The following is a 20651-nucleotide window of genomic DNA, read 5'->3' on the forward strand; positions in this document are numbered from 1 at the left end:
CGCATCGTTCGTGAACTTCGAGCTTCGCGGCTCACGACGCCACCTCCACCATGCTGAAGTTCTCGTCGGGATTCCCGAAAGAATCGGCGAACTTCGGACTCGTGGTGATGAGCGCGTTCTCGGTGGGTGAGGCCAGCGACCCGAACACTGCCCGGTCGGTGCCCCCGACCGCGAGCAGGCCGCTGCCGCGTGCCGCGGAGAGCAGGAATTGTTGTTCGCCTTCGGAGAGTCGGAACGCGGCGGCGACCTCGTCGATGGCTTGTGGGGCTTGGCGTAGCAGGATTTGGGTGGCGGCGTTGGAGACGATGGCGCGCCCGAGTTCGGTGGACAGGACATCGGCGCTGTCTTGGGTGGCGATGGTGAGTCCGGCCCAGTGTTTGCGGAAACTCTTCGCGGCCCGGAACAGGAATTCGGCTGCGGCGGGTTGGCGCATGAGCAGCCACGCCTCGTCCACGGTGATCATGCGGGGCCGTCGATTGGCTGGGCTCGACACTCGCCGCCATGTCGCGTCCAGCACCAGCAGGGTCCCGATGGTCTTCAACTCCTCGGGTAGCTCGCGCAGGGAGAACACGATCAGCCCGCCCTCGGGGTGGGTGGTGGTAGGCCCGTCCAGCAGTCCGGCGTAGGCCCCGTCACCGACGAACGGGTGCAGGGCGGCGGCCAACTCCCCGGCGGCGGGTGTGGCGAGCCTGCCGAGTTGGTCACGGAGCCCGCTCAGCGTCGGCGCTGGTCGGGTCCAGGTGGCGGGATCGTCGGTGATTCCGGCAGCGGCGTAGGTGGCCGCCAGGGCGGTGTCCAATGCTGCCCGCAGCGCGGGGTTCTGGTCGCCGAGCAGGACGTGGATGAGGGTGTGCAGGAAGAGTTTCCGGCGGGTGAGGGCGTCGGTGGGGGCGGTGCGGTGACCGTCGGGGCGGGTGTGGATTTCCAGGTCGAACGGGTTGAGTCGCCCCTCGGCGGTGCCGAGTCGGATGTGGGTGCCGCCGACCGCTGCGGCGAGGCGGCGGTATTCGTCCTCGGGGTCGATGACGACCTGTTCGATGCCGCGATAGAGCGAGCGCAGGATCTCGGTCTTGACCAGATACGACTTGCCCGCGCCGCTGCGGCCGAGGATGACGAGGTTGTGGTTGTGGGCTTCGGGGGAGAATCGGTCCACGAACAGCAATCCCGAGGCGGCGTCGCGGCCGTAGAGGACGCCGTGGGGGCGGGTGGCCTGGGCGGGGTCTGGTGCGGGAAGTTGTGGGGAGTCGAAGGGGAATGCCGCGGCGAGGGCGGTGGTGTCGAAGGTCCGCTGAACCCGGATGAGATCGAGCCCGAGTGGCAGGGTGGTGGCCCAAGCTTGGGCGGCGCGGTAGGACAGGGTGCAGGTGTCCACGAGCAAGCTCGCCGCCAGGGCGCGGACGGCGGCGACCTCGTCGGCCAGTTCGGCCTCGGTGTCGGCGTGCACGCTCAGATACACCCCGACCCGGAACAGGCGCGCTTCGGCGCGGGCGACGCGGGCGGACAGGTCGGCGGCGTCTTCGACGGCGACATCGACTTGCGGGTCGGTGAGGCGGCCCCGGCTGACGTCGTGCATGCGGGAGGATTCGAGGCGGGCTTGCTGGCGGCGCAGGCGGGTGGCGGCGGTGGCCGGGTCGATGGGGTCGATGTGCACCGCGACCTCGACCCGGCCGGGATGCGAGAGCAGGGGCGCGAGCCAGCCAGCGGTCACTTCTCGTGGGTAGCCGGTGACCGCGAGGGTCGCGGTCCAGTCCGACCCGATCTCCAGATGCCGGGTGCCGATCGTGAGCGATTCCGGCGCGAACCGGTCGAGGCCCTCGCCGATGAACGGGTCGGGTATCCGGACTTGGGGATCGGTGGTGATGATCGCGTCGGAGGCGGCGATGTCGGCAGCGGCCGAGACGAGGCCCTCGGGGTTGGTGCAGCTGGTCAGGACGGCGGTGGCCGCCGCGTCATCGAGGGCGGTGACCGAGATACCCAGCGGTGCCAGCACATCGGCGGCCTCGTTCATCCGACGCAAGAGCCGGGACTCGGCCGCCCGGCGCGCACCACCGGTCAACGCCCGCCGTGCCCGGCTCCTGCCGGGCAGCCTGGCACGCAACCCGGTGGCGGCCAGGGTCTCGGTCTGTTCGCGCTGTTCGCGCCAGATCAGCAGTACCTGCCGGTGGACCGGGTCCTCGCGTGCGGTCAGCTCGGCGAGGTGATCGGCGTGATCGAGGGCTGCAGCGGCGAGGTCGGGTGACATCTGCTCGGCGGCGGTGTGCAGGCCGGTGATGTGCTCGGTCAGGTCCAGGCGCGCCGAGCGCACCAGAATCTGCACCGGCTGGCGCAAGGTGTGTAGCCAGCCCGCGAGCTGCCCGACGAGGCTGTCCTGCTCGGCCGGGGTCCGCAGCGAGAGGTTGAGGGTTCCGGCGACCGCGACGACAGCGAGCCCGTCGGCGCCGAGGTCGATCACCCCCACAGCACCGCTGCCGCTGTTCGACACCGACTCGGGCAGGCGGACCTGACTCGCGGACAACTCGGTGGGGACGGGCGGGCGGGGCCTGGATCGATTGGCGCGGGCGGCGATCCAGCGCGGTGCCTCGGTCCGGGTGCTTCCGCGTGATCGGACGAGGTGGCGTGGGCGGAAGCGGTGGCGGATCGCGGCCACGAGCAGCAGGTCGGCCGACAGCCCGTCGCGGCGGGTTAGGACCGCGACAGCGACCACGACGAACACCGGGGCCGCGACGGCGGCGAACACCATCGGGGCGATCACAGTCCTGGTCGCGGTCCAGGCCGAGTACAGCAGCAGGGCCGCCGTGGCGAGGACGGCGAGCTGGCGGGCGGTGAACGGGCCCAGGATGCGGTCGGAGCGGTCGACGTCGGCGGGGATGCGCACGATGGTGCTCATAGCAGGGTGCCTCCTCTCGGGGCGCGTGGCGCGCGGCGGCGCACGGGCAAGTCGGGCATGGGCAGATGCAGCTGCCGCCCCGCTGCCCGCGACGGCGGGGGCGCGGGTGGCTGTGGTGGGTTCGGTGGCGGCGGAACGGGTTTGACCCGGGTCACCGGGAACGGCAGCGGATACTGGCCGCTACGGTTCGGCCGAAGACGCGCGTAGGGATCGACGGGGGCGGGTTCAGTGAAATCGAAGGCGAGCTGTTCGGGCCGCCGCCGGGGGCCGGGGCGTTCCGGTGGCGGGACCGGTGCCGGTGTGGGCCGGACCCGGCGCACCGGGATCGGGAGCGGGTACTGGCCTCCGACCCCGGCCCGGATGCCCCGGTATGGGTCCGGCGGGGTGAAGTCGAACGCGAGTTGCCGTCCACGCGGCGTCCGGGGCGGGCGACGGGGCGTGGTATCGGTCGGGTCGGCTGGTGTCGGGCTGGGTTGCCGCGCGACGCGGCGCACTCCTTCCAGGGGCAGCATGAGCTGTCCGTCGCGTGTCGAGCGCGCCCGCGCATACGGGTCGGGAGGTCCGGCGGTGGCGGTGCGCGGTGTTCGCGGGGCGCGGGCGGGTCGTGGGGCGCGCCGGGCCGGTGTCGCCGAGGCGGCGGTGCGGGCGCTGCTCGAGGTGGCTCCTTTGAGCAGTCCGAGGGTTTTGTAGGCGAGGAAGCCCCGCGCGATCGACCCGGCGAAGCTGCGGCCTTGCCCGATGTTGAGGACCGACAGCAGCCAGAACGGGGTTTTGATCAGCACGTACATCAGCGCCAAAGCGACGGTGAGGTCGGCGATCTCGTTGGCGTCCGGGCCGAAGAGGTGCCATCCGCCTGGGGCGAGCAATACCCGCAGCACGGTCACCAGCGTCAGGGATTGCACGACTTGGATCGCCAGGCAGGCGACGAACGAACGCCACCACCAGCGGGCGACGCCGTCGATGCCGGGCAGTGCGTGACACATCAACGCCAGCGGTGCCGCCACGATCAGCACGATCGTGATCGAGACACGGATGACGTAGCTGATGAGCAGCACGAGCAGCATCACCACCAACGCCAGGTGCAGCAGCAGGAAAAAGCCGTGGCTCTGGGGGGTCCCTGCGAGCTCGGCCAGGGCATCGGCGGCCGAGGCGGAGTCGACACCGTCTCCGGCCACCGCACCTGCGAGGGCGTTGGCGAACCCGATCGCCGCCGTGGCGATCATCATGCTCAGTCCCCCAGTGACGAACCCGACCACCAGCCGGGGCGCGAGCTCGCGGATCGAGTATTGGGTCTGCAGGGTCTCGCGCGCCATCAGCAGCACCCCGGCCGCCATCACCACCAGCACGTAGAGGGCGGTGACGATCTGCCAGGACTGGTTCCACAGCGCCCCGATCTCCGGTATCTGCCCCGGTTCCGGTGTCGTGAGCAAGGTTTCCGACAGCAGCTCGAGCAGCGGGTTGAGCGCGGACTCGACGATCCGTTGGAAGAACCCGTCGATCGCGTTCTCCACGCAACCGTCGATGTTGGTGACCCCACACTCGGCCGACCCCGAACCGGATCCAGGCGTCGGGGTCGTCGTGCCGGGTGTGGCCGGGGCGGGCGAGGCAGGGGCGGTGGTGGAGGGCGGGGTCACCCACCGGCTCGGCGGAGTCGTCGTGGTCGGGGGTGTGGTTGTCGGGGCGGGTGTGGCCGGTGTCGGGGTCACCGGCACAGTCGGTGTCGCGGGCTGGGCGGTGGCACCGCCAGCGCCGGTGAGCGCGATCAGGACCGCGGCGAGCACCGCCGCTGCGGCGGCGGCAGCGGTGCGCGCGGCTCGTGAGTACTGGACGGGGACAACTGCGGGTGGGGCCTGTGCCGAGGTGTTCACGGTCAGGCTCCGATGATGGATCGGAGCACGGCGACGATCACCGGTGCCAGCATCGCCAGCGCGTAGCCGAGGCACGCGGCGCGGAACGCGGTCTTGGCCTTTTCGATCTCACTGGGATCGCCGCCGCCGAGCAGATAGCGGGCACCGGCGATGGTCAAGAACAGGGTCGCCAGCCCGGCGAGGATCCCCACGATCCAGTTGCGCGCGTTGTCGATCACCTCACCCAGCGACGAGGCGATTGCCAGCACTTCCGTGTCCGGCGGTGCGGCCGACGCCAATCCGGCCTCGAGCACCAGCAGCGCCACGGTGGAGCCCAGCGCCGCGAGGATCCTCGGCCACCGGCGTCGCAGCACCAGCTGTCGAATCGAAGCCTGCACCTGGCTGAGGTGGTGCGCGTTCATGCCGCAGCCTCCCGCCCGTGCTCGGTGCTCGCCTGCACCGGCGCCGCGGAGTGCCGGTTCGGCCGGCGACCTCGCCGCGGTGACCGGGCGGGCGGCGCGAGGGCGGTGACCGCCTCGGCCTCGACTGTGCTCGTCCGCTCCGGATCGACGTCCCGGAGGCGGTCGCTCAGCCACGCCAGCAGCGCGCGCTCGGCGCGGGGGCGCGCCTTGCGGAGCTTCCACAGCGACACCCCGCGCTCGGCCGCCAGCGCGGTCAGCGATCGCCCCTCCCATCGCGAGGCCGCGATCAGTTCGGCCGCCTCTTGCGAGATCACTCCAGCGGCCACGGCCTGCGCCAGGACTGTCTCGGGGTGGCCCGGCCCGGCCGCGATCGCCTGCACCCGCCCACCGAGCGGGGCGAGGTCGCGATCGAGGTCTCCGACCACCGTCGCGCCGGTTTGCTGCTGGTATGCCGCCTTGAGCATGGCGCGGTAGGCACCCCACCGCAGCCGATGCCACACGCCCGGCTCGTCCAAGCCGACGCGCACGAGGTGCCCCAGGAAGGCGGTCAGCACTTCGGACTCGATGTCGTGGCGCGCGGTGTTACTCGATGTCGCGTACTCGTTGATGGTCCGCGACAGCATCGGCGCGGCCAGTCCGGCGCACACGAGCATCGCGTCCTCGGCCTCGGCCTCGGCCTCGGCGCGGACCCTATCGAGCAGCCACACCCAGATCGCGTCGACCTCGGCCATCGGCGTCGCTGAGTCCCACAGCCGCTCGCGCAGCTGTCCCCACGTCCGCACCGGACCGGCGGGGGCGGCCTGCGGTGTCGGCACTGGGCGCGGATCGGTGGGCAGCGCCTCGGCGGCGATCTTCTCGAAACCGGACCGCATCACGGCCAGCGGCGAGCCCGACTTTTCGACCGGTCCCCCATATTTCGCGACGTGTGTATTCGTCACCACAGATCTCCTTGATCGATCAAAACTTCCGACCTCACAAGGACACCGAACACCCCTATCCGAAACGCATCCAAACCCTATCCAAACCACACCCAAAACCTATCCGAAACATATTCAAGTCACATCCTGGCCGAGCTGGCGAATATCACGCTACCGGATCGACGCCCCCTCCATCACCCGAGGCGACCACGCGAGTGTTGGCGCTGTTACCAGCGGATGGGAATGTACGGATAGGTCCAGGATATGACTTGGATATGTTTCAGATAGGGTGCGGATAGGTCCTCTTGTCGCATGGGCAACCGGTTGAAAAGTTTCTCGAAAAATTTTGACCACCCCTTGCGTCGAACGGCATTCCGGCCCGCAATTTCCGGCTCAGGAAATTCTCAGAAAAATTGTTGGATTGCCGTGTCCCGAAATCGGCTTTTTGGCGGAAGTAAGCGAGTACACACCGCTCTCTCGCTCCAGGAGGCCGTCATGACCGCTAGCTCCCGCCGACCCCGTTCCACCTCCGCCGCCGTGCGGGTCCCCTCGACCCTGTGGGCGCTCGGTCCCGAGCCGCTCGATCCCGACGACCGCTGGCCCGGCCCGGTCCTGGCCCACACGATCGCCGAGTTCTCCGAACCGGCCTCGCGGGTGATGCTCCTCGGCTGGCCCAGGCCCACCGCCCGGGGCGCGCTGCGGATCATCGAGCCCGACACCGCCGAAGCGCTCGCCGCGATCGGCGATCTGGACCGCCAGGGCCTTGACGCCCCCACCAACCGCAACCGCTCCGAGGAGCCGGTGGATCTGGTGATCGCCAGCCTGCTCGCCGAGCACCTCGACCCGGTCGCCGCCGCCGAGCACGTCACCGCGCTCGCGACCGAGGTGCTGGCGATGGGCGGTTTGCTGGTCGTTCTCTCGCGCTGCCGCCATAGCGAGTCCGGCGTCCTGCACGACCCCGCCGGGTCTGTCGTGGCCGCCGCCCAGGCCGCCGATCTGCTCTACCTCCAGCACATCATCGCAGCACCCGTGCGCGGCTCCACCATCACCGCCGCGCCCGCCGACCCGGCTCCCTCCGGCAACACGCGCCACTGGGTCGCGCACACCGACGTCTTCGTCTTCCTCCAGCCCGCCCATGGCTGACCCCACACGCCCCTCGCCCCGCCCGAATCTCTCCAGCGAAGGACACCGGATGACCCTCGACGCCAATGCCACCAACCTCGACTCCGCGATCCCCGCACAGACCGGTTCGGCCGCCGCGCCGGTGTCGGTGTGGGCGACGGCCCAGAACACGCCGACCGCGCAGCGGCGCGGCCGTTACCACCCCGACAGCACCGCCCACCCGGCCAAGATGTTCCCCGCCATCGTGCAGCATGCCGTCGCCGCCTACACCCGCCCCGGGGACCTCGTGCTGGATCCGATGTGCGGGATCGGCACCACCCTGGTCGAGTCGCTGCATCTGGGCCGCCGCGCGGTCGGCGTCGAATACGAGTCGCGCTGGGCGGAGCTGGCGCGCACCAACATCGAGCTGGCTCGCGAGGCGGGCATCGATCTCGACGCCGCCGTCTACCACGGGGACGCCCGTAAGCTGGGCGACCTGATCCCGGCCGAGCTGCGCGGCCAGGCGAGCCTGGTGATCACCTCGCCGCCCTACGGCGACAGCTTGCACGGCCACGTGCGTGCCAACCGCACCCAGCCGGTCCTCAAGTCCAACCACCGCTACGGCCAGGTCCTCGACCGGGGCAACCTCGCCAACGTCGGCCTCGGCCGGTTGTTGTCCGGGTTCACCAAGATCCTGGCCGGTGCCGCCGACTACCTCTCTCCCGGTGGACATGTCGTGATCACCGCGCGGCCGTGGCGTCAGCACGCCGAGCTGGTGCCCCTGCCCAGCCACCTCTACACCTGCGGCGAGCTGGCCGGGCTCGTGCCGGTGGAGCGGTGCGTGGCACTGCTGGGCCGTCTGTCCGAGGGCGAACTCGTCGCCCGCAGCTCGTTCTTCCAGCGCGACTTCGTCGTCAAGCAGCGGGCCGCCGGGCTGCCGATTCACCTCATCGCCCACGAGGACGTCGTCATCCTGCGCAAGCCCGAGGCCATCACCGCCGTGTCCGAGCGCCGCCGTGCGAGTGGGCGTTTCCCCTTCGGCGCGTCGGCGACCTTGCCGACGCCCGATGCCATGGGCCCGGGATCGGTGGCCGCGTGACGACCGCGCAGGACCCCGAGCAGGGGTGGCTGGGCCGGGCGCTTCTCGCGCCCGGCTCGGCCCTGCGCGATCTGACCGACGCGCCCGAACGCATGCTCTCGACTGGTGATGGGCTCGTCGTGGTCCTGGCCGTGCCCGGGGTGCTCGCCGCGGTACGGATTCTGGCTCGGTGGCGTCGGCGCCGGCTGAGTGCACGTGCTCGCCACATCATCGTCCTCACCCCACCCGAGGTCGACGCCAAAGGCGCACTCGCCTTCTGGGCTCACCTCATCGGTCAGTTGCGGCCCGCCTGGGCGCGAGTCCTGTTGGGGCAGCCGCATCTGGGGTTCGAGTACACCGTCACACCCGAGGAGGGGGCCGGGATCCGGCTCTGGGTGCCCGGCGCGATCCCACCCGGTCTCATCGAACGCGCCATCGCCTCGGCGTGGCCCGGCGCGCACACCGACACCCTAGAACCCGCCCTGCCCCCGCTACCCGGCCCGGTGAAGGGCGTGCGGCGGGTCTTGGCCGGGGGCGAGTTGCGGCTCGGCCGCCGCGAAGGGTTGCCGTTGAGTACCGATCACTCCGGTGATCTGGTGCGCAACCTGATCACCGCCGCCGACGACCTCGCCCCCGGGCAGGCCGTCTGCGTGCAGATCCTGGCGCGTCCGGTCACCGGCCGCCGCGTCGCGCAAGCCACCCGCGCCGCGGCGAGCACCAGCACCCGCGCTGGCGTCGTGGCAGGGCTGCTGCGCGAGGCCCTCAACCTGCTCACTCCCGGCACGAGCACCGCCCACGTCTCCCACACCGCCGCTGGGGTGAGAAACGCGCGGGCCAGCGACCGCCAAACCTCCCTGGAATACAGTGCCGCCGCCCGCGCGGCAGCGGCCAAAGCGCGAGGGGCGCACTGGGAGACCGTTGTGCGCTACGCCGCCTCGATTCCGGTCTCCACCGACCCCGACGACATCGTGCCGATAGCGCAGGCGCGAGCGGTGGCGCGCGGTCGCGCCGACGCGCTCGCCACGGTGTTCGGGGCGTGCACCGATCACAACTACTACCGGCGTCGGCGTCGCCTGCGCCTAGAGCGGTTGATCCGGCAGCGGCGTCTCGGGCGCGGGGATGTGTTGTCGGTGCCCGAACTGGCGACGATCGCGCATCTGCCCACCGACGACGGGCTACCCGGCCTGCAACGCGCCGGAGCCCGCGCCCTGTCCCCGGCCCCGGAGATTCCCGTGGGCGGGGAACACACGAAACCGCTGGGGATGGCCGACACCGGAACTCGGCGCCCGGTCGCGGTCAAGATCTCCGACGCCCGCCACCACCTGCACATCCTCGGCCCCACCGGCGTCGGCAAATCAACATTGTTGGCCCGCACGATCCTCGATGACGCCGACGCCGGGCGCGGGGTGATCGTGATCGACCCGAAGGGCGACCTGGTCACCGACGTGTTGTCGCGGTTGCCCTCTCGTATGGGCGACCGAGTCACGCTGTTCGACGCCGACTCACCGGCCCCACCACCGTGTGTGAACCCGCTCGATATCGGCCGGATCGGGCGCGCCGGAATGGATCTCGCCGTCGACAACCTCGTGACGGTCTTTCACCGGATCTTCCACCAGTGGTGGGGGCCGCGCACCGACGACATCATGCGCGCCAGCCTGCTCACCCTGTGCGCCCAACCAGGCACCGCCACCCTGGCGGATCTGCCGCGCCTACTTACCGAGCCCGCGTTCCGTGCCCGCGTTACCCGGACCGCGAAAGACCCAGTCCTGCGGGGGTTCTGGGACAGCTACGAAACCCTCTCCGATACCGGCCGAGCCCAGCTCACCGGACCGCTGCTGAACAAACTCAGAGCGTTCCTGCTGCGTCCGTTCGTGCGCTCGGCCATCGCGGGCGGCCCCTCGACGGTTGAGTTCGCCGACATCCTCGACAACGGCGGCATCTGCCTGGCCAGGCTGCCGAAAGGCTCGCTCGGAGAGGAAACCTCGCGTCTGGTCGGGTCGCTGCTGGTGGCGCGGACGTGGCAGGCGGTGACCGCGCGGGCTCGGGTGCCCGCCGCCGACCGGCCCGACGCCGCCCTCGTGTTGGACGAGGCGCAGAACTTCCTCAACCTGTCGACGCCGATCGAGGACATGCTCGCCGAGGCCCGGGGACTGCGGCTGTCGTTGCTGCTGGCGCATCAGAACCTCGGCCAGCTCTCGCGCGAGTTGCGCGACGGCATCTCGGCCAATGCCCGCAACAAGGTGATCTTCGCCGTGTCGCCTGATGACGCCCGGGATCTGGCCCGTCACACCGACCCGTGGCTGTCCGAGCACGACTTGTCTCACCTCGACGCCTTCCACGCCGCCGCCCGCCTGCTCGTCGACGGCCGCAACGCCCGCCCCTTCACCCTCACCACCCGGCCGCTGGACCCGCCGATCCCGGGCCGCGCCCGCGAGATCGCCGCCGCCTCCCAGGCCCGCCTCACGGCGCAACCCCCCGACTCGCCACTGCTCTAACCCCGGCTACTCCCGAGAAAGGCTCCCGTACCGATGATTTCCCGTCCCGACAGGCAAGCCGATACCCGTACGCCCCGCCCGCCCTGGTCACCTACTACCAGCCCGGAAAAGAGCTCGGTGGTGCGTGCGTTGACCGGGCGCGACCGCTGGATTCTGCGCATGGTCTACGAGCACCGGGTCCTGACCACCGACCACCTCGCCGACCTGGCGTTCCCGACCGCCAAGATCGCCCGCCGCCGCCTGGCGATCCTGCACACCTACCGGGTCCTGGACCGGTTCCGGCCCATGCGAACTCGTGGCACCGCCCCCTACCACTGGACCCTCGCCCCCGCCGGAGCCTCGATCCTCGCCGCGGAAGCAGGCGTGAGCGTGCGCGAGCTCGGCTACAACCACCAAACCACGCTCTCGGTCGCCCACAGCCTGCACCTGACCCACACCCTCGGCGTGAACGAGTGGTTCACCGCCCTCACCACCCACCCCTCCAACGGTGCGCGGGTGTCGCGGTGGTGGTCGCAGACCCGTTGCCAACGACTCTGGGGCGATCTCGCACGCCCCGACGCCCACGGCCGCTACACCCACGGCGAGGGGCTGCTCGACTTCTTCCTCGAATACGACCTCGGGACCACCTCCCTGCCTCGGGTCGCGGCCAAGCTGACCGGATTCGCCGAGCTTGCCCGAACCACCGGCGTCATCGTCCCGGTCCTGTTGTGGGTGCCGACCACCGCGCGTGAGGTCAATGCCCGTGTGGCTCTGCGCCGGGCCTGGGAGCGGTTGCCCGACCCCGAGGCGGTACCGGTCGCTACCGCCGCCGCCGAGTTCCTCGGCTCGATCTCCGGGAAGAGTCCGGCCGATCAGGTGTGGCTGCCGTTGCACACCGACTCCGGCCGCAGGCGCCTGCACGAACTCGGCACTGTCTGGCCGCGACGGACGCCACCCGAAGACAGCATCGACCCAGCGTCGACCTGGGCACCGCTGAGCGGAACCGTCGCCCTCGCCCCTCCGCCGCCGAGTCCCCCGGCTTCCGAGCACTGGTGAGGTAGCGATGCTGGTCAAGACACTCGGAGCGGGCTGCGCGGGGTTCGTGTTCCTCACGGTCGTGATCGCGGCCGTGGTCACCACCGTCGTCGTGTTCGACCAAGCACTCACCGCGCCCGCCCCGGAAGCCTCGACCGGCACCGGCTCGACCCCGAGCACCGAAGCCCAACAGGACATCCCGGCCGAAATGCTCGTGCTCTACCAAGCCGCCGCCGGGAACTGCCCCGGGCTGGACTGGTCGGTGCTCGCCGCGATCGGCAAGATCGAAACCGACCACGGCCGCTCCACCCTGCCGGGAGTGTCCTCCGGCGAGAACGCCTCCGGTGCTGGCGGGCCGATGCAGTTCCTGGCCCCCACCTTCGACTCGGTCACCGCACGGCATCCCCTGCCCGCCGGTGGTGCGAGCCCGCCCTCGCGCTACAACCCCTCCGACGCCATCCACGCTGCCGCGTTCTACCTGTGCGACTCCGGTGCACCCGAGGACATGTACAGCGCGATCTTCGCCTACAACCACGCCGACTGGTATGTGCGTGACGTCCTGGACCAGGCCGCCCGCTACCGCGCCACCGACACCACCTCCGGCGGCGACTGCCAGACCGCATCACCACCGAATCCGACTGCCGCGCAGGTGATCTCCTTCGCCTGCGCCCAGCTCGGCCTGCCGTACGTGTGGGGCGGCAACGGGCCCGAGGTCAATGGCGGCTGGGACTGCTCCGGCCTCACCCAAGCCGCCTACCGGTCGGCCGGAATCGCCATCCCGCGCACCACCTACGACCAGGTCCACACCGGCACACCGGTTTCCGAGGACCAACTCGCGCCCGGGGACCTGCTGTTCTACAGCACCGACGGCGACGTCCACCACGTCGGGATCTACCTCGGCGGCGGCCAGATGGTGCACGCACCCACCTTCAACGAGCCCGTCCAGATCTCGCCCTACCGCTGGGAAGGCGACGACTACTACACCGCCACCCGACCCTCACCCGCCCACGACGACTCCCGCGCCACCCCCTGATCGCCCACCGCTCGAACGGAGAAAGCTCATGCGCCACAACCACATTCGATCCGCGTGCACCCGCAGCGCTGCCCACATGGCATTGTGCGCGGCCGTCGCCGCGACCACCGTGACGGCCGGTGTCGCCGCCGCAGAACCCACACCGGGCCGCAACGGGACGCAGTGCCCGCGCTGGACCGCGCTGCTGGTACCGGGCACCTACGAGACAACCCCCACTACCGGACAGACGACGCCCGCGATCCTCACCCAACTCGGGGACTCGCTGACCGCCCGCTACGGCAGCGACATCGAGGTCCGAACGCTCGCCGCGCCGCCCGGGAACGGTGCCGGGTCCGTGAGCGGACCCGAACTCACCGCGGCGGTCTCCGGGCTGTGCTCGGACACGCGAGTCGTTTTGGCCGGCTACGGCCAGGGCGCCGAGGTCACCGGCGACCTCGCCACCAGCATCGGCAACAACAAGGGCCCGATCCCGGCCTCCCGCGTGGCGGCCGTCGCACTCGTGGCCGACCCGCGCCGCGACCCCGCCACCACCCACCTCGGCACCCCGGTCTCCGGCCAAGGCATCACCGGCCCGCGCTCGCAGAGCTTCGGCGACCTGACCGACCGGGTCCGCACGCTGTGCGTCGAGGGCGACAGCTACTGCTCGACCAGCACGCAGGAGTCACCGGTCCTCGCCGCGGTCACCCGTGCCCTCGCCACCGCCACCTCGACCACGACCACCCCGGCCCCGACGCAAACCTCAACCGCCCCAACGACCTCGGCGAAGGTGCCGACCACCACGACGACCGCACCGGCCACGACCACCTCGACCGGGCAGCTCAGCGCCTCCCAGGTACTCGCCCAGGTGGTCACCGTCCTCAACGGGCTGGCCAGCTTCACCGCGAATGTGCCCGCGATCGTGGCCGACCTCGCCCAGCTCCCGGGCCTGCTCACTGCCGGGGACCTGCGTGGCCTGCACCGCTTCTCCGGGGACCTGAACAACCAGTTCAACCCCCTGGTGCGGTTGGCCGAGGGACTCGACCTGCGCCTGGTGGCCCGCGCGCTGGCGATCGCCGCCCCGCTGGACACCACCGGGGTCGCCATGATCGCCGCCGAGATTGTCGGTGTCCTGGCCGGACTCGACATCTCCCGCATCGCCACCGACATCGGCCAAGCCCAAGAGATCGCCTGGACCGCCGTGGAAACCCTCGCCGCCGGTGACCCCGTCGCGGCCGTCCTGGCGCTGACCGGGCTGGCACCGATCGCCGCCGATCTCCTCTCCGCCACCGCCACCGCGTTCACCGGCACCCAGTTCTCCGCCCTGACCCAGACCTACACCACCGCCACCGGGACGGGCACGGCGGGCACCACCGGCACCGCCGTTCCGACCCCCCAGAACAGCGACACGGCCACGTTCGACGCCACCGGCTACAACACCGCCGCGCCGGTGCTGAACGACTGGATCGTCGGGGCCATCGACCGCACGAAGTAGCCGCCGCACCGCCCCCGGCAGCGCACAGCGAAACGGCCGGTGGTGCCGAGCGAATTGCTCGGCACCACCGGCCGTTTCAGTAGGTAGGCGGGCTAGGAGATGAGCGGGGATAGGGCGCGCGGGGTGGACGCGGTGGGATCTCCGGTCGACCGGAACCGCCACGACGGCAACACCTTCCGAATCATCTCGGTGTCGTCACTGGTGTCCTCCTCGGCGCGTCCACGCACCGGGGCCGGGATCGCGGCGACGACCGCGCGGGCGGCGGCGTCGTGATCGGCGAACGTGGTGCCGGTCAGCGGCCCCGTCATGATCCGCAGCGAACCGGTGTGGGGGAAGAACTCGCCCTCGGTCCGGTGGAGCCGGTAGCGCAACATCACCGGCACCCACGGCACCATCGCCGGGAAAACGGGCAGGCTGAGCTCACGCACGGCCACGTCCGCGATCTTGAGCCACAATGCGAGGCTGTCAGGGGCGTGGGTGGAGTCGGCGAACACCTTGTGCAGGGACGACGCCAGAATGGCCGGGGTGGGAGTGGAGTACATGGTCTAGCACCTTTCTCAGGAGATACATTGAGTGGCGCGGTGTCGGACTCCCCGGAGTTAGGTCCTCCGGGGATTCCGGCATCGCCCCGTCTCAGGAGGCGAGGGTGAATTTCTTGGGGGCCGTGCTGGTCTGGCGAGCGGTCCCGCTCTTGGTGAGGGTGACCAGGGCGTTGTGGACCGCGCCGCTGGACCGGTCGAGCGCCTTGCCGATCTGGTGCGGGCTGAACTCCTCGCCTGGGTGATCGCGCAGGAAATCCTCGACCTGTCCCCGCAACGCGCCAGCGGGCAACCGCTCCACCGACGACTCCGCGTCGGCCGCTACCGCGTCACCGGCCGGGGCCGGGGCCCCCGGGGCCGGGGTGGCAGGATCGTCGCCCGTGGGGGCAGCCACCACCGTCTCCGGCGCACTGTCCGGCACGCGGTCGGCCGATGCTGCCACCTCGGCGGGGTCGGCCGGTTCGGGCGAAACGGGTTCCGGCGCGGCGGGTTCGGGCGCGGCCGGTTCCGGGCTGACCGATTCCGGCGCGGCCGGTTCCGGGATGGCCGGTTCCGGTTCGGCGGCTACGGGCGCGGCGGGTTCGGGCGCGGCCGATCCGGCGGTCCAGATCTTCGCGGCCCGGGACGATGCGGGGTCGGTGTCCGACCGCACGGCCCCGGCGGTTTCCCACCCCGTCAACAGACGCCGGGCGGTCGACGCCCCTATGCCCGCCGCGTCGGCCAGCGCGGCGGTAGTGCTACCGGGACGGGTGCCCAGCGCCGCCCACAACGCCCGATCGGTGTCGTTTCGCAGCACGGGCACCACCGCCACCCCCGAACCGGTTTCCGGGGCGGGCGCGGTGGTTTCCGGGGCGGGCGCGGCCGGTGCCGTGGGCGCGGTGGTGGTGTTCTTCTTCTTGGACATGGGAGATCCTTCAACATTGGGTTTCGGTGAATTCGGTGATGTCCCGGTCGGGACGGAAACCCGCACCGATCGGGGCGATTCCCCCCGGGGGGTCGGTGCCGTTTCCGGTTTCCATGACCGCTCGATAGGGCGTGTGATGTCAAGCGGAATCTGAAAAACACTCCGGCCCCGAATTCCCCTCGGCCATTTCCGGAATGCGAACAGCACGAGAGGAATTCGACTCGCAGCCATCGATCTGCGCGAGGCAAGGCGACTCGCGCTGGCGGCCTCCCCGCGGGGCCACGGCGGGCGAGCACACAGACCCGAGCACGAGGCCGGTCGGTGGTGTTGTGCTGGTGTGGTTCTGGCACACCGCCGCCTCCCGCGCGGGTCGTGCCCGCTACGAGTCGGCTTCGCCGGTACCGGTTTCGGTGGAGTCGGCCTCGGCGTGCTGGGTGCTGTCAGCGTCGGGGGCCTGCGCGTCGAGGGCCTCGCGCAGCCGTCGTCCGCCGCCGGTCAGCGCGTAGTGCACGACGTGGTCGAGTTCCCAGCTTTCGGCGCACTCGAGGCAGATGGTGTAGCCGTGGTTGCAGCGGTGGGGATTCCACACCAGCAGGATCCGGCCGTAGGGGTCGTCGCTGTCGCGCGGCGTCACCATCACGTAGGCGTTGCCGCTGAGTTTGGCCTCGGGTTTGATCACGCCCTCCTCGTCGTGACTCTGGGTGTTCTTCATCGGGCGCATCAGGTCTCCTGTTCGCGGTTCGGGATGCGGGTCGGTTCTGTCGCTGGCGGGTTCAGCGAGTCAGGCACTCGTGCAGGGGGCCGGTGGTGCGGTCGAGCCACACGCTCACCCCGTGCCCGTGACCACCCCGCCGTATCCGTTCGGCGGCACCGGCGGCGTAGGCGGCGATGTCGTCGGGGTGCACGAGGTGAATGCGCGGGGCGGCGTACCCGCCCGTGCCACCGGTCACGTGGGACACGGTGTACATGCCGCGCTCGTCGTGGGGGCCGGGGGCGTAGATGACGAACTGATCGCCGGTGATGGCGTTGGCGATCACATAGATCGGGTCCAAGGCGGCCGTGGTGGCAATTGGGGTGGTGCTCGCGGGCTCGGTCATGGTGTCGGCTCCTGTCGGTGCTGCCCGTTCGGGCGGGTTGTGTTCGGCGGGTTGGTGTTCGGGCGGGACAGTGGGGGCGGGGCGGTAGGTGGTTGCGGCCCCCGGTTCCGTGTGCCCCGGGCGCGGGCGCGCCCGGGGCACACGGAACGGCTAGGCGGCGCGCACGGCGGCAGTGATGGCGCGCCCGATGGCGGCGGCGGTGGTGGCCAGGTCTGAGACCATGTGCACGGTCACCCCGTCGAGGGGGGCCGGGTCGTCGGCGTCGGGGTCGGGGTTCTTGGGTGCCAGCCACAACACCGCGCATCCGGCCGCGCGCAACGCATCGACACGACGCTGGGCCTTGCCGCGTTCGGTGCCGTAGTAGAAACCGTCGGAAATGATCACCAGCAGCCGAGTCGCGCCGGGCCGGGCCAATCCGAGGGCACCGTCGAGGGCGTTGACGGCGGAACCGATGACGTGCTGGTAATCCGGGCAACTGAATTCGGTAACCCGCGCCGGGGTGGTGCCCGGGTAGGTGATCGGTGTGACCGAGGCCCCGAATGTTACGGTCGCGGTTTCGGCGGCCATGGTGGCCAGCTCGGCGGCGTAGGCGATGATCCACGCGGCCGAGGCCACCGGTGCGGCGTAGTCCGCCATCGAGGAGGACACGTCGCACGCGATACCGACCCGCAACGGAGGCACCGGAACCGGTTTGCGGGTGGTGCGGGTGAACGGCTTGGCGGTCGGCAGCGCACCGGCGGCGCGCTGCGCCTCACGCGCGAGCGCGCCGCGCATCCGCAACCGCCCCGGCGGCACTGCCGAGGTCGTTTTCACCGCGACGCGTTCGCGGGTGGAGGCGGTGTTGAGGGCGCGGGCCAGCACCCGCGCGGCGGTGCGCTCTTCCGGACGGGCCGAGCGGGTCCTCCTTCGACTCGCGGTGCGGCCCCGGCCCGATCCGTCGCCGAACACCTTGCGCGCCTGCTTTTCAGCCTCGTCGGCCGCTTGTTCGGCGGCCTCGCGTTCGGCGGCGGCGATCTCGGCCGGGTCGGGGGCCGCCGGGGAGGCGGCCACCGCGTTGCCGATGTTGGTCACGGTTGCCCCGATCGCCGCCCCCAGCACCGAGGCCGGGTCGGGGTCGGTGTGGGGGTCGGGGCCGACGAGGTCGAACCACTGTTGCCCGAGCTCGAGCATGGCGGCGGTGTCGTTGTCGGTAACGGTGTGGGCCTCGCGCCAGATGGCGCGCAACTTGTCGAGGGTGTCGGTGCCGAGGATGGCTTCGATCGCGGTGGCGGCGGGCGCGCATTCGGCGGCGTCGAGGATGCCGCCGTCGTGGCGGGCCAGGATGAGGGCGGCGTTGCGGGCGGCGTTGTAGGGGGTGGCCGGTATCTGGGCGGCGGCGATCGCGCCGCCGTTGTCCCCGATCAAGATCTCGGTGGCGCTGGCGCGCAACCAATGCCGGTCATCGGGGCGGCGGCGGATCTGGGCGGCCTCGATCCGGGACTCCTCGAGCAGGTAAGCGGCATCGACCACCCCCGGGTGCGCCACCAGCGGGGCCTCCCACACCGAATGTTTGGCGTGCGCGCATTCGTGCACCAGGACGCCCCACACCACCGGGTAGCGGTTGCGGTCGCTGTTGCGTTCGGGGTGGGCGGTAGCGGGGTCGATTTTCAGGCGGGTGCCGTCGATCTCGATGGCCGCGCGGCCCGGTACGAACACGGCCGGGTTCCCGAACGCCGCGCCGGGGGCGATGGACACGGTCAGGCCGTCACGGTCGGCGATCGGGGCGGTCTCGGCCGTCATCGCAGCCGACAGACTCGCCCACCCACCTATCACCGGAACCGATGCCGAGGCGGGCACAGCAGCAGCGGCAGGTGCGGCGGTAGCGGCCGGGGCGGTGGGGCCGGTGCCCGGGGTAGCGGGCGCGGCGGTGGCGGGCGCGGAGGTGATCACGTGGCCGGTCATGGCAGTGGGTGCCTTTCGATTGGGCGGGGTGGTCAGAGGCGGGGGCCGAGGGCGAGGGGGGCGTGGCTACGTCCGCACACGTCTTTCACCACGGCGGCCACGACATCGCGGTCCTCTTCCGGCGCGGCCCCGACGAGGTTGGCCAGGGCGGTGGCCTGGTCGGTGGCGGCGGCGATCTTGGCGAACGCGAGCAGCTCGCGCAGCTGCGGTGCCCACCCGACCTCGCCCTTTTCCTGCCGGGCGGCCAGCTCCCAGGCCACTTTCACCGCCCGCCGTTCCACCCCGAGCTGGGTAGCGAGGTCGTAGTCGCTGCCCACCTGCACCTGGAACGCGAACCGCGAGGCGAGGGCGTCGGACAGGATGGCCCCGTGCACCCCCGGGTTGTGCCCGGCCACCACGAAGAACCCCGGCTCGGCTTTGACCACCTCGCCGCCGTGGGCTTTGATCACGATCTCGCGGCGGCCGTCCATGGCCGGGTACACCACCGACAACACGGTCGGCGGGATGAGGGTCGCGTCGTCGATGAACAGCACCCGGCCCTCACGCATGGCCCGGACCAGCGGCCCGTGCACGAAAACGAAAGTGCCGTCCGGGTTCTGGGTGTACTCGCCCACGAAATCGGCGACCGTGGTGTCGCCGTCGCCCTGCACGGTCAGCAGGTCACCGTAGGCGGCCTCGATGAGCGAGGTCTTCCCGGTGCCGGGCGGCCCGTACAGCAGCACCGGCACCTCGGCCGCGCGCATGGTCTGCAACACATCGACATCGGCGCGCCCGGCCAACTTCCGCACGTGGTAGTCCTGCCCGTTCGGCCGGGCCACCGTGTTGCCCGTGCGCGCCTGTGCCACTGGGGCGGCCGGGGTGGCCGGGGTGGCAGGCGCGGCGGCGGGGGTGGCGTTCTTCTTGGTCCGGCGGCGGGCCGGTTTCGTCGCCTTGCTGGCGGCGGGGGCCGCCGGGGCGGCAGGCGCGGCCGGGGCCGGGGTGGTGGCGGCCGGGGCTGTGGCGGCGGTGGCGGTGTTCGCGTTGGCGCGGTAGCGGCGGGGGGAGGCCGAGGTCCGTTCGGCGTGCCCAGCGGCGGTCAGCGCCTCGAGGGCGTTGCCCACAGCGCCGGAGGACCGGTTGAGACCCTTGGCGATTTCACGGGGCGACAGTTCGCGGCCCGGGTCGGCGGCCAGCGCACCGGCGACCATGCGCCGCAATTCCCCGTTCGGCAGGCGACCGGCGGCCGGTGCGGCGGTGGCGGTGGCGGGTGTGGTGGTCATTGGCAACTCCTGAAAATCCGTTCCGAATTCGTGCGCCGTTTCCGGCACAGGTGCGGCGGGGCCGCCATTCGGATTTCTGCGAATTTCCCGGCGAATTCCGGGAACGGGGTCGACGCTAGCTCGACCTCGAACGGGCTCACAACCCTAAAAGGGCTCGAATTTCCGGAATTTCCGGACAACGGCGAGGCGCGCAGCGCAATACGAACATGAAACGCGCACAGCAATACTCACGCCCCGACGACAGGCGGCCAGCCAAACGAATGAAAAGGCAACAAAGAGATAAAAGAAGAACAAGAAAGTAAGGGGAACAAGACGGACGGAGCAGCAGGAGACAGGACACCAACCGAATGCTGGAGGCGGGCGGCGACGGACCGGCGACGCATGTCTATATAGCTTTGTATATAGACAATCCTGGATGTCATCCGCGCGGATATACGGCCTACTACCTGCGGATATGCTGACTAGAGGTGGGGATACTTGACCGCCCCACGTATTTCCGCACGTATCTCCCCACGTATTTCCCCATGTATCGACCGGGCAGAACTCGCAGAGAGTTCCGGGGAGCGAATTTCCGGGGATTCCGAATCGATCCGACTCGATAGATTTCGGAGAACACTGTCGGGCGACCCGAATATTGGAGCGCCGA

At 70.7% G+C, this 20651-nt stretch carries 17 protein-coding genes; 7 read left to right on the forward strand and 10 right to left on the reverse strand.

The window, feature by feature from the left end; all coding sequences use genetic code 11:
* Positions 1-31 precede the first annotated feature (31 nt).
* Entirely contained in the window at positions 32-2887 is a 2856-nt protein-coding gene (locus tag NAM01S_RS27765) for a PrgI family protein (RefSeq protein WP_157107945.1), read from the reverse strand.
* A complete protein-coding gene (locus tag NAM01S_RS27770) occupies positions 2884-4398 on the reverse strand; it encodes a TrbL/VirB6 family protein (RefSeq protein ID WP_067790818.1) in 1515 nt (504 codons plus the stop codon). Before NAM01S_RS27770 ends, NAM01S_RS27765 begins: the two co-directional genes overlap by 4 nt.
* A gap of 16 nt (positions 4399-4414) precedes the next feature.
* Between NAM01S_RS27770 and NAM01S_RS27775 the strand changes: the two genes are divergently transcribed.
* Positions 4415-4771, forward strand: coding sequence for a hypothetical protein (locus tag NAM01S_RS27775; RefSeq protein WP_157107946.1), 357 nt, complete (start codon positions 4415-4417; stop codon positions 4769-4771).
* On the opposite strand, the gene NAM01S_RS27780 is transcribed toward NAM01S_RS27775, so the two are convergent.
* The gene (locus NAM01S_RS27780; RefSeq protein WP_253799455.1) at positions 4758-5156 is read right to left on the reverse strand and encodes a pilin; all 399 of its coding nucleotides are present in this window, start codon (positions 5154-5156) and stop codon (positions 4758-4760) included. The two genes, NAM01S_RS27775 and NAM01S_RS27780, sit on opposite strands and share 14 nt — an antisense overlap.
* Positions 5153-6094 carry a hypothetical protein gene (locus NAM01S_RS27785; protein WP_157107947.1) on the reverse strand — a complete coding sequence of 314 codons (942 nt, stop codon included), beginning with the start codon at positions 6092-6094 and terminating at the stop codon, positions 5153-5155. The genes NAM01S_RS27780 and NAM01S_RS27785 overlap by 4 nt, the downstream gene beginning before the upstream one ends.
* 474 nt (positions 6095-6568) lie before the next feature.
* On the opposite strand from NAM01S_RS27785, the gene NAM01S_RS27790 reads away from it, so the two are divergent.
* The 6 genes from NAM01S_RS27790 to NAM01S_RS36995 all read left to right on the forward strand — a co-directional run bounded on the left by NAM01S_RS27790 (position 6569) and on the right by NAM01S_RS36995 (position 14265).
* Positions 6569-7216 carry a hypothetical protein gene (locus NAM01S_RS27790; protein ID WP_157107948.1) on the forward strand — a complete coding sequence of 216 codons (648 nt, stop codon included), beginning with the start codon at positions 6569-6571 and terminating at the stop codon, positions 7214-7216.
* Between the two features lie 49 nt (positions 7217-7265).
* Positions 7266-8273 carry a TRM11 family SAM-dependent methyltransferase gene (locus NAM01S_RS27795; protein WP_067790826.1) on the forward strand — a complete coding sequence of 336 codons (1008 nt, stop codon included), beginning with the start codon at positions 7266-7268 and terminating at the stop codon, positions 8271-8273.
* Entirely contained in the window at positions 8270-10747 is a 2478-nt protein-coding gene (locus tag NAM01S_RS27800; protein WP_067790828.1) for a type IV secretory system conjugative DNA transfer family protein, read from the forward strand. The genes NAM01S_RS27795 and NAM01S_RS27800 overlap by 4 nt, the downstream gene beginning before the upstream one ends.
* 120 nt (positions 10748-10867) lie before the next feature.
* The gene (locus NAM01S_RS27805) at positions 10868-11782 is read left to right on the forward strand and encodes a replication-relaxation family protein (protein WP_169810911.1); all 915 of its coding nucleotides are present in this window, start codon (positions 10868-10870) and stop codon (positions 11780-11782) included.
* Between the two features lie 7 nt (positions 11783-11789).
* The gene (locus tag NAM01S_RS27810) at positions 11790-12794 is read left to right on the forward strand and encodes a C40 family peptidase (RefSeq protein ID WP_067790832.1); all 1005 of its coding nucleotides are present in this window, start codon (positions 11790-11792) and stop codon (positions 12792-12794) included.
* A 28-nt stretch (positions 12795-12822) separates the two neighbouring features.
* A complete protein-coding gene (locus NAM01S_RS36995) occupies positions 12823-14265 on the forward strand; it encodes a cutinase family protein (RefSeq protein ID WP_084483366.1) in 1443 nt (480 codons plus the stop codon).
* Between the two features lie 92 nt (positions 14266-14357).
* Here NAM01S_RS36995 and NAM01S_RS27820 read toward each other — a convergent pair whose 3' ends face one another.
* The 6 genes from NAM01S_RS27820 to NAM01S_RS27845 all read right to left on the reverse strand — a co-directional run bounded on the left by NAM01S_RS27820 (position 14358) and on the right by NAM01S_RS27845 (position 20005).
* Complete coding sequence (locus NAM01S_RS27820) at positions 14358-14807, reverse strand: hypothetical protein (protein WP_067790836.1); 450 nt, start codon at positions 14805-14807, stop codon at positions 14358-14360.
* A 91-nt stretch (positions 14808-14898) separates the two neighbouring features.
* Positions 14899-15708: a hypothetical protein gene (locus NAM01S_RS27825; protein ID WP_067790838.1), complete on the reverse strand. Its 810-nt coding sequence runs from the start codon at positions 15706-15708 to the stop codon at positions 14899-14901.
* A 379-nt stretch (positions 15709-16087) separates the two neighbouring features.
* A complete protein-coding gene (locus tag NAM01S_RS27830) occupies positions 16088-16429 on the reverse strand; it encodes a hypothetical protein (protein WP_067790840.1) in 342 nt (113 codons plus the stop codon).
* A gap of 52 nt (positions 16430-16481) precedes the next feature.
* Positions 16482-16805 carry a hypothetical protein gene (locus NAM01S_RS27835; protein WP_067790842.1) on the reverse strand — a complete coding sequence of 108 codons (324 nt, stop codon included), beginning with the start codon at positions 16803-16805 and terminating at the stop codon, positions 16482-16484.
* A gap of 150 nt (positions 16806-16955) precedes the next feature.
* Positions 16956-18746, reverse strand: coding sequence for a VWA domain-containing protein (locus tag NAM01S_RS37000; protein WP_301318320.1), 1791 nt, complete (start codon positions 18744-18746; stop codon positions 16956-16958).
* Between the two features lie 32 nt (positions 18747-18778).
* A complete protein-coding gene (locus NAM01S_RS27845) occupies positions 18779-20005 on the reverse strand; it encodes an AAA family ATPase (RefSeq protein ID WP_067790844.1) in 1227 nt (408 codons plus the stop codon).
* Positions 20006-20651: the final 646 nt, after the last annotated feature.

Source organism: Nocardia amikacinitolerans NBRC 108937, assembly GCF_001612615.1.
GTDB classification, from domain to species: Bacteria; Actinomycetota; Actinomycetes; order Mycobacteriales; family Mycobacteriaceae; genus Nocardia; species Nocardia amikacinitolerans.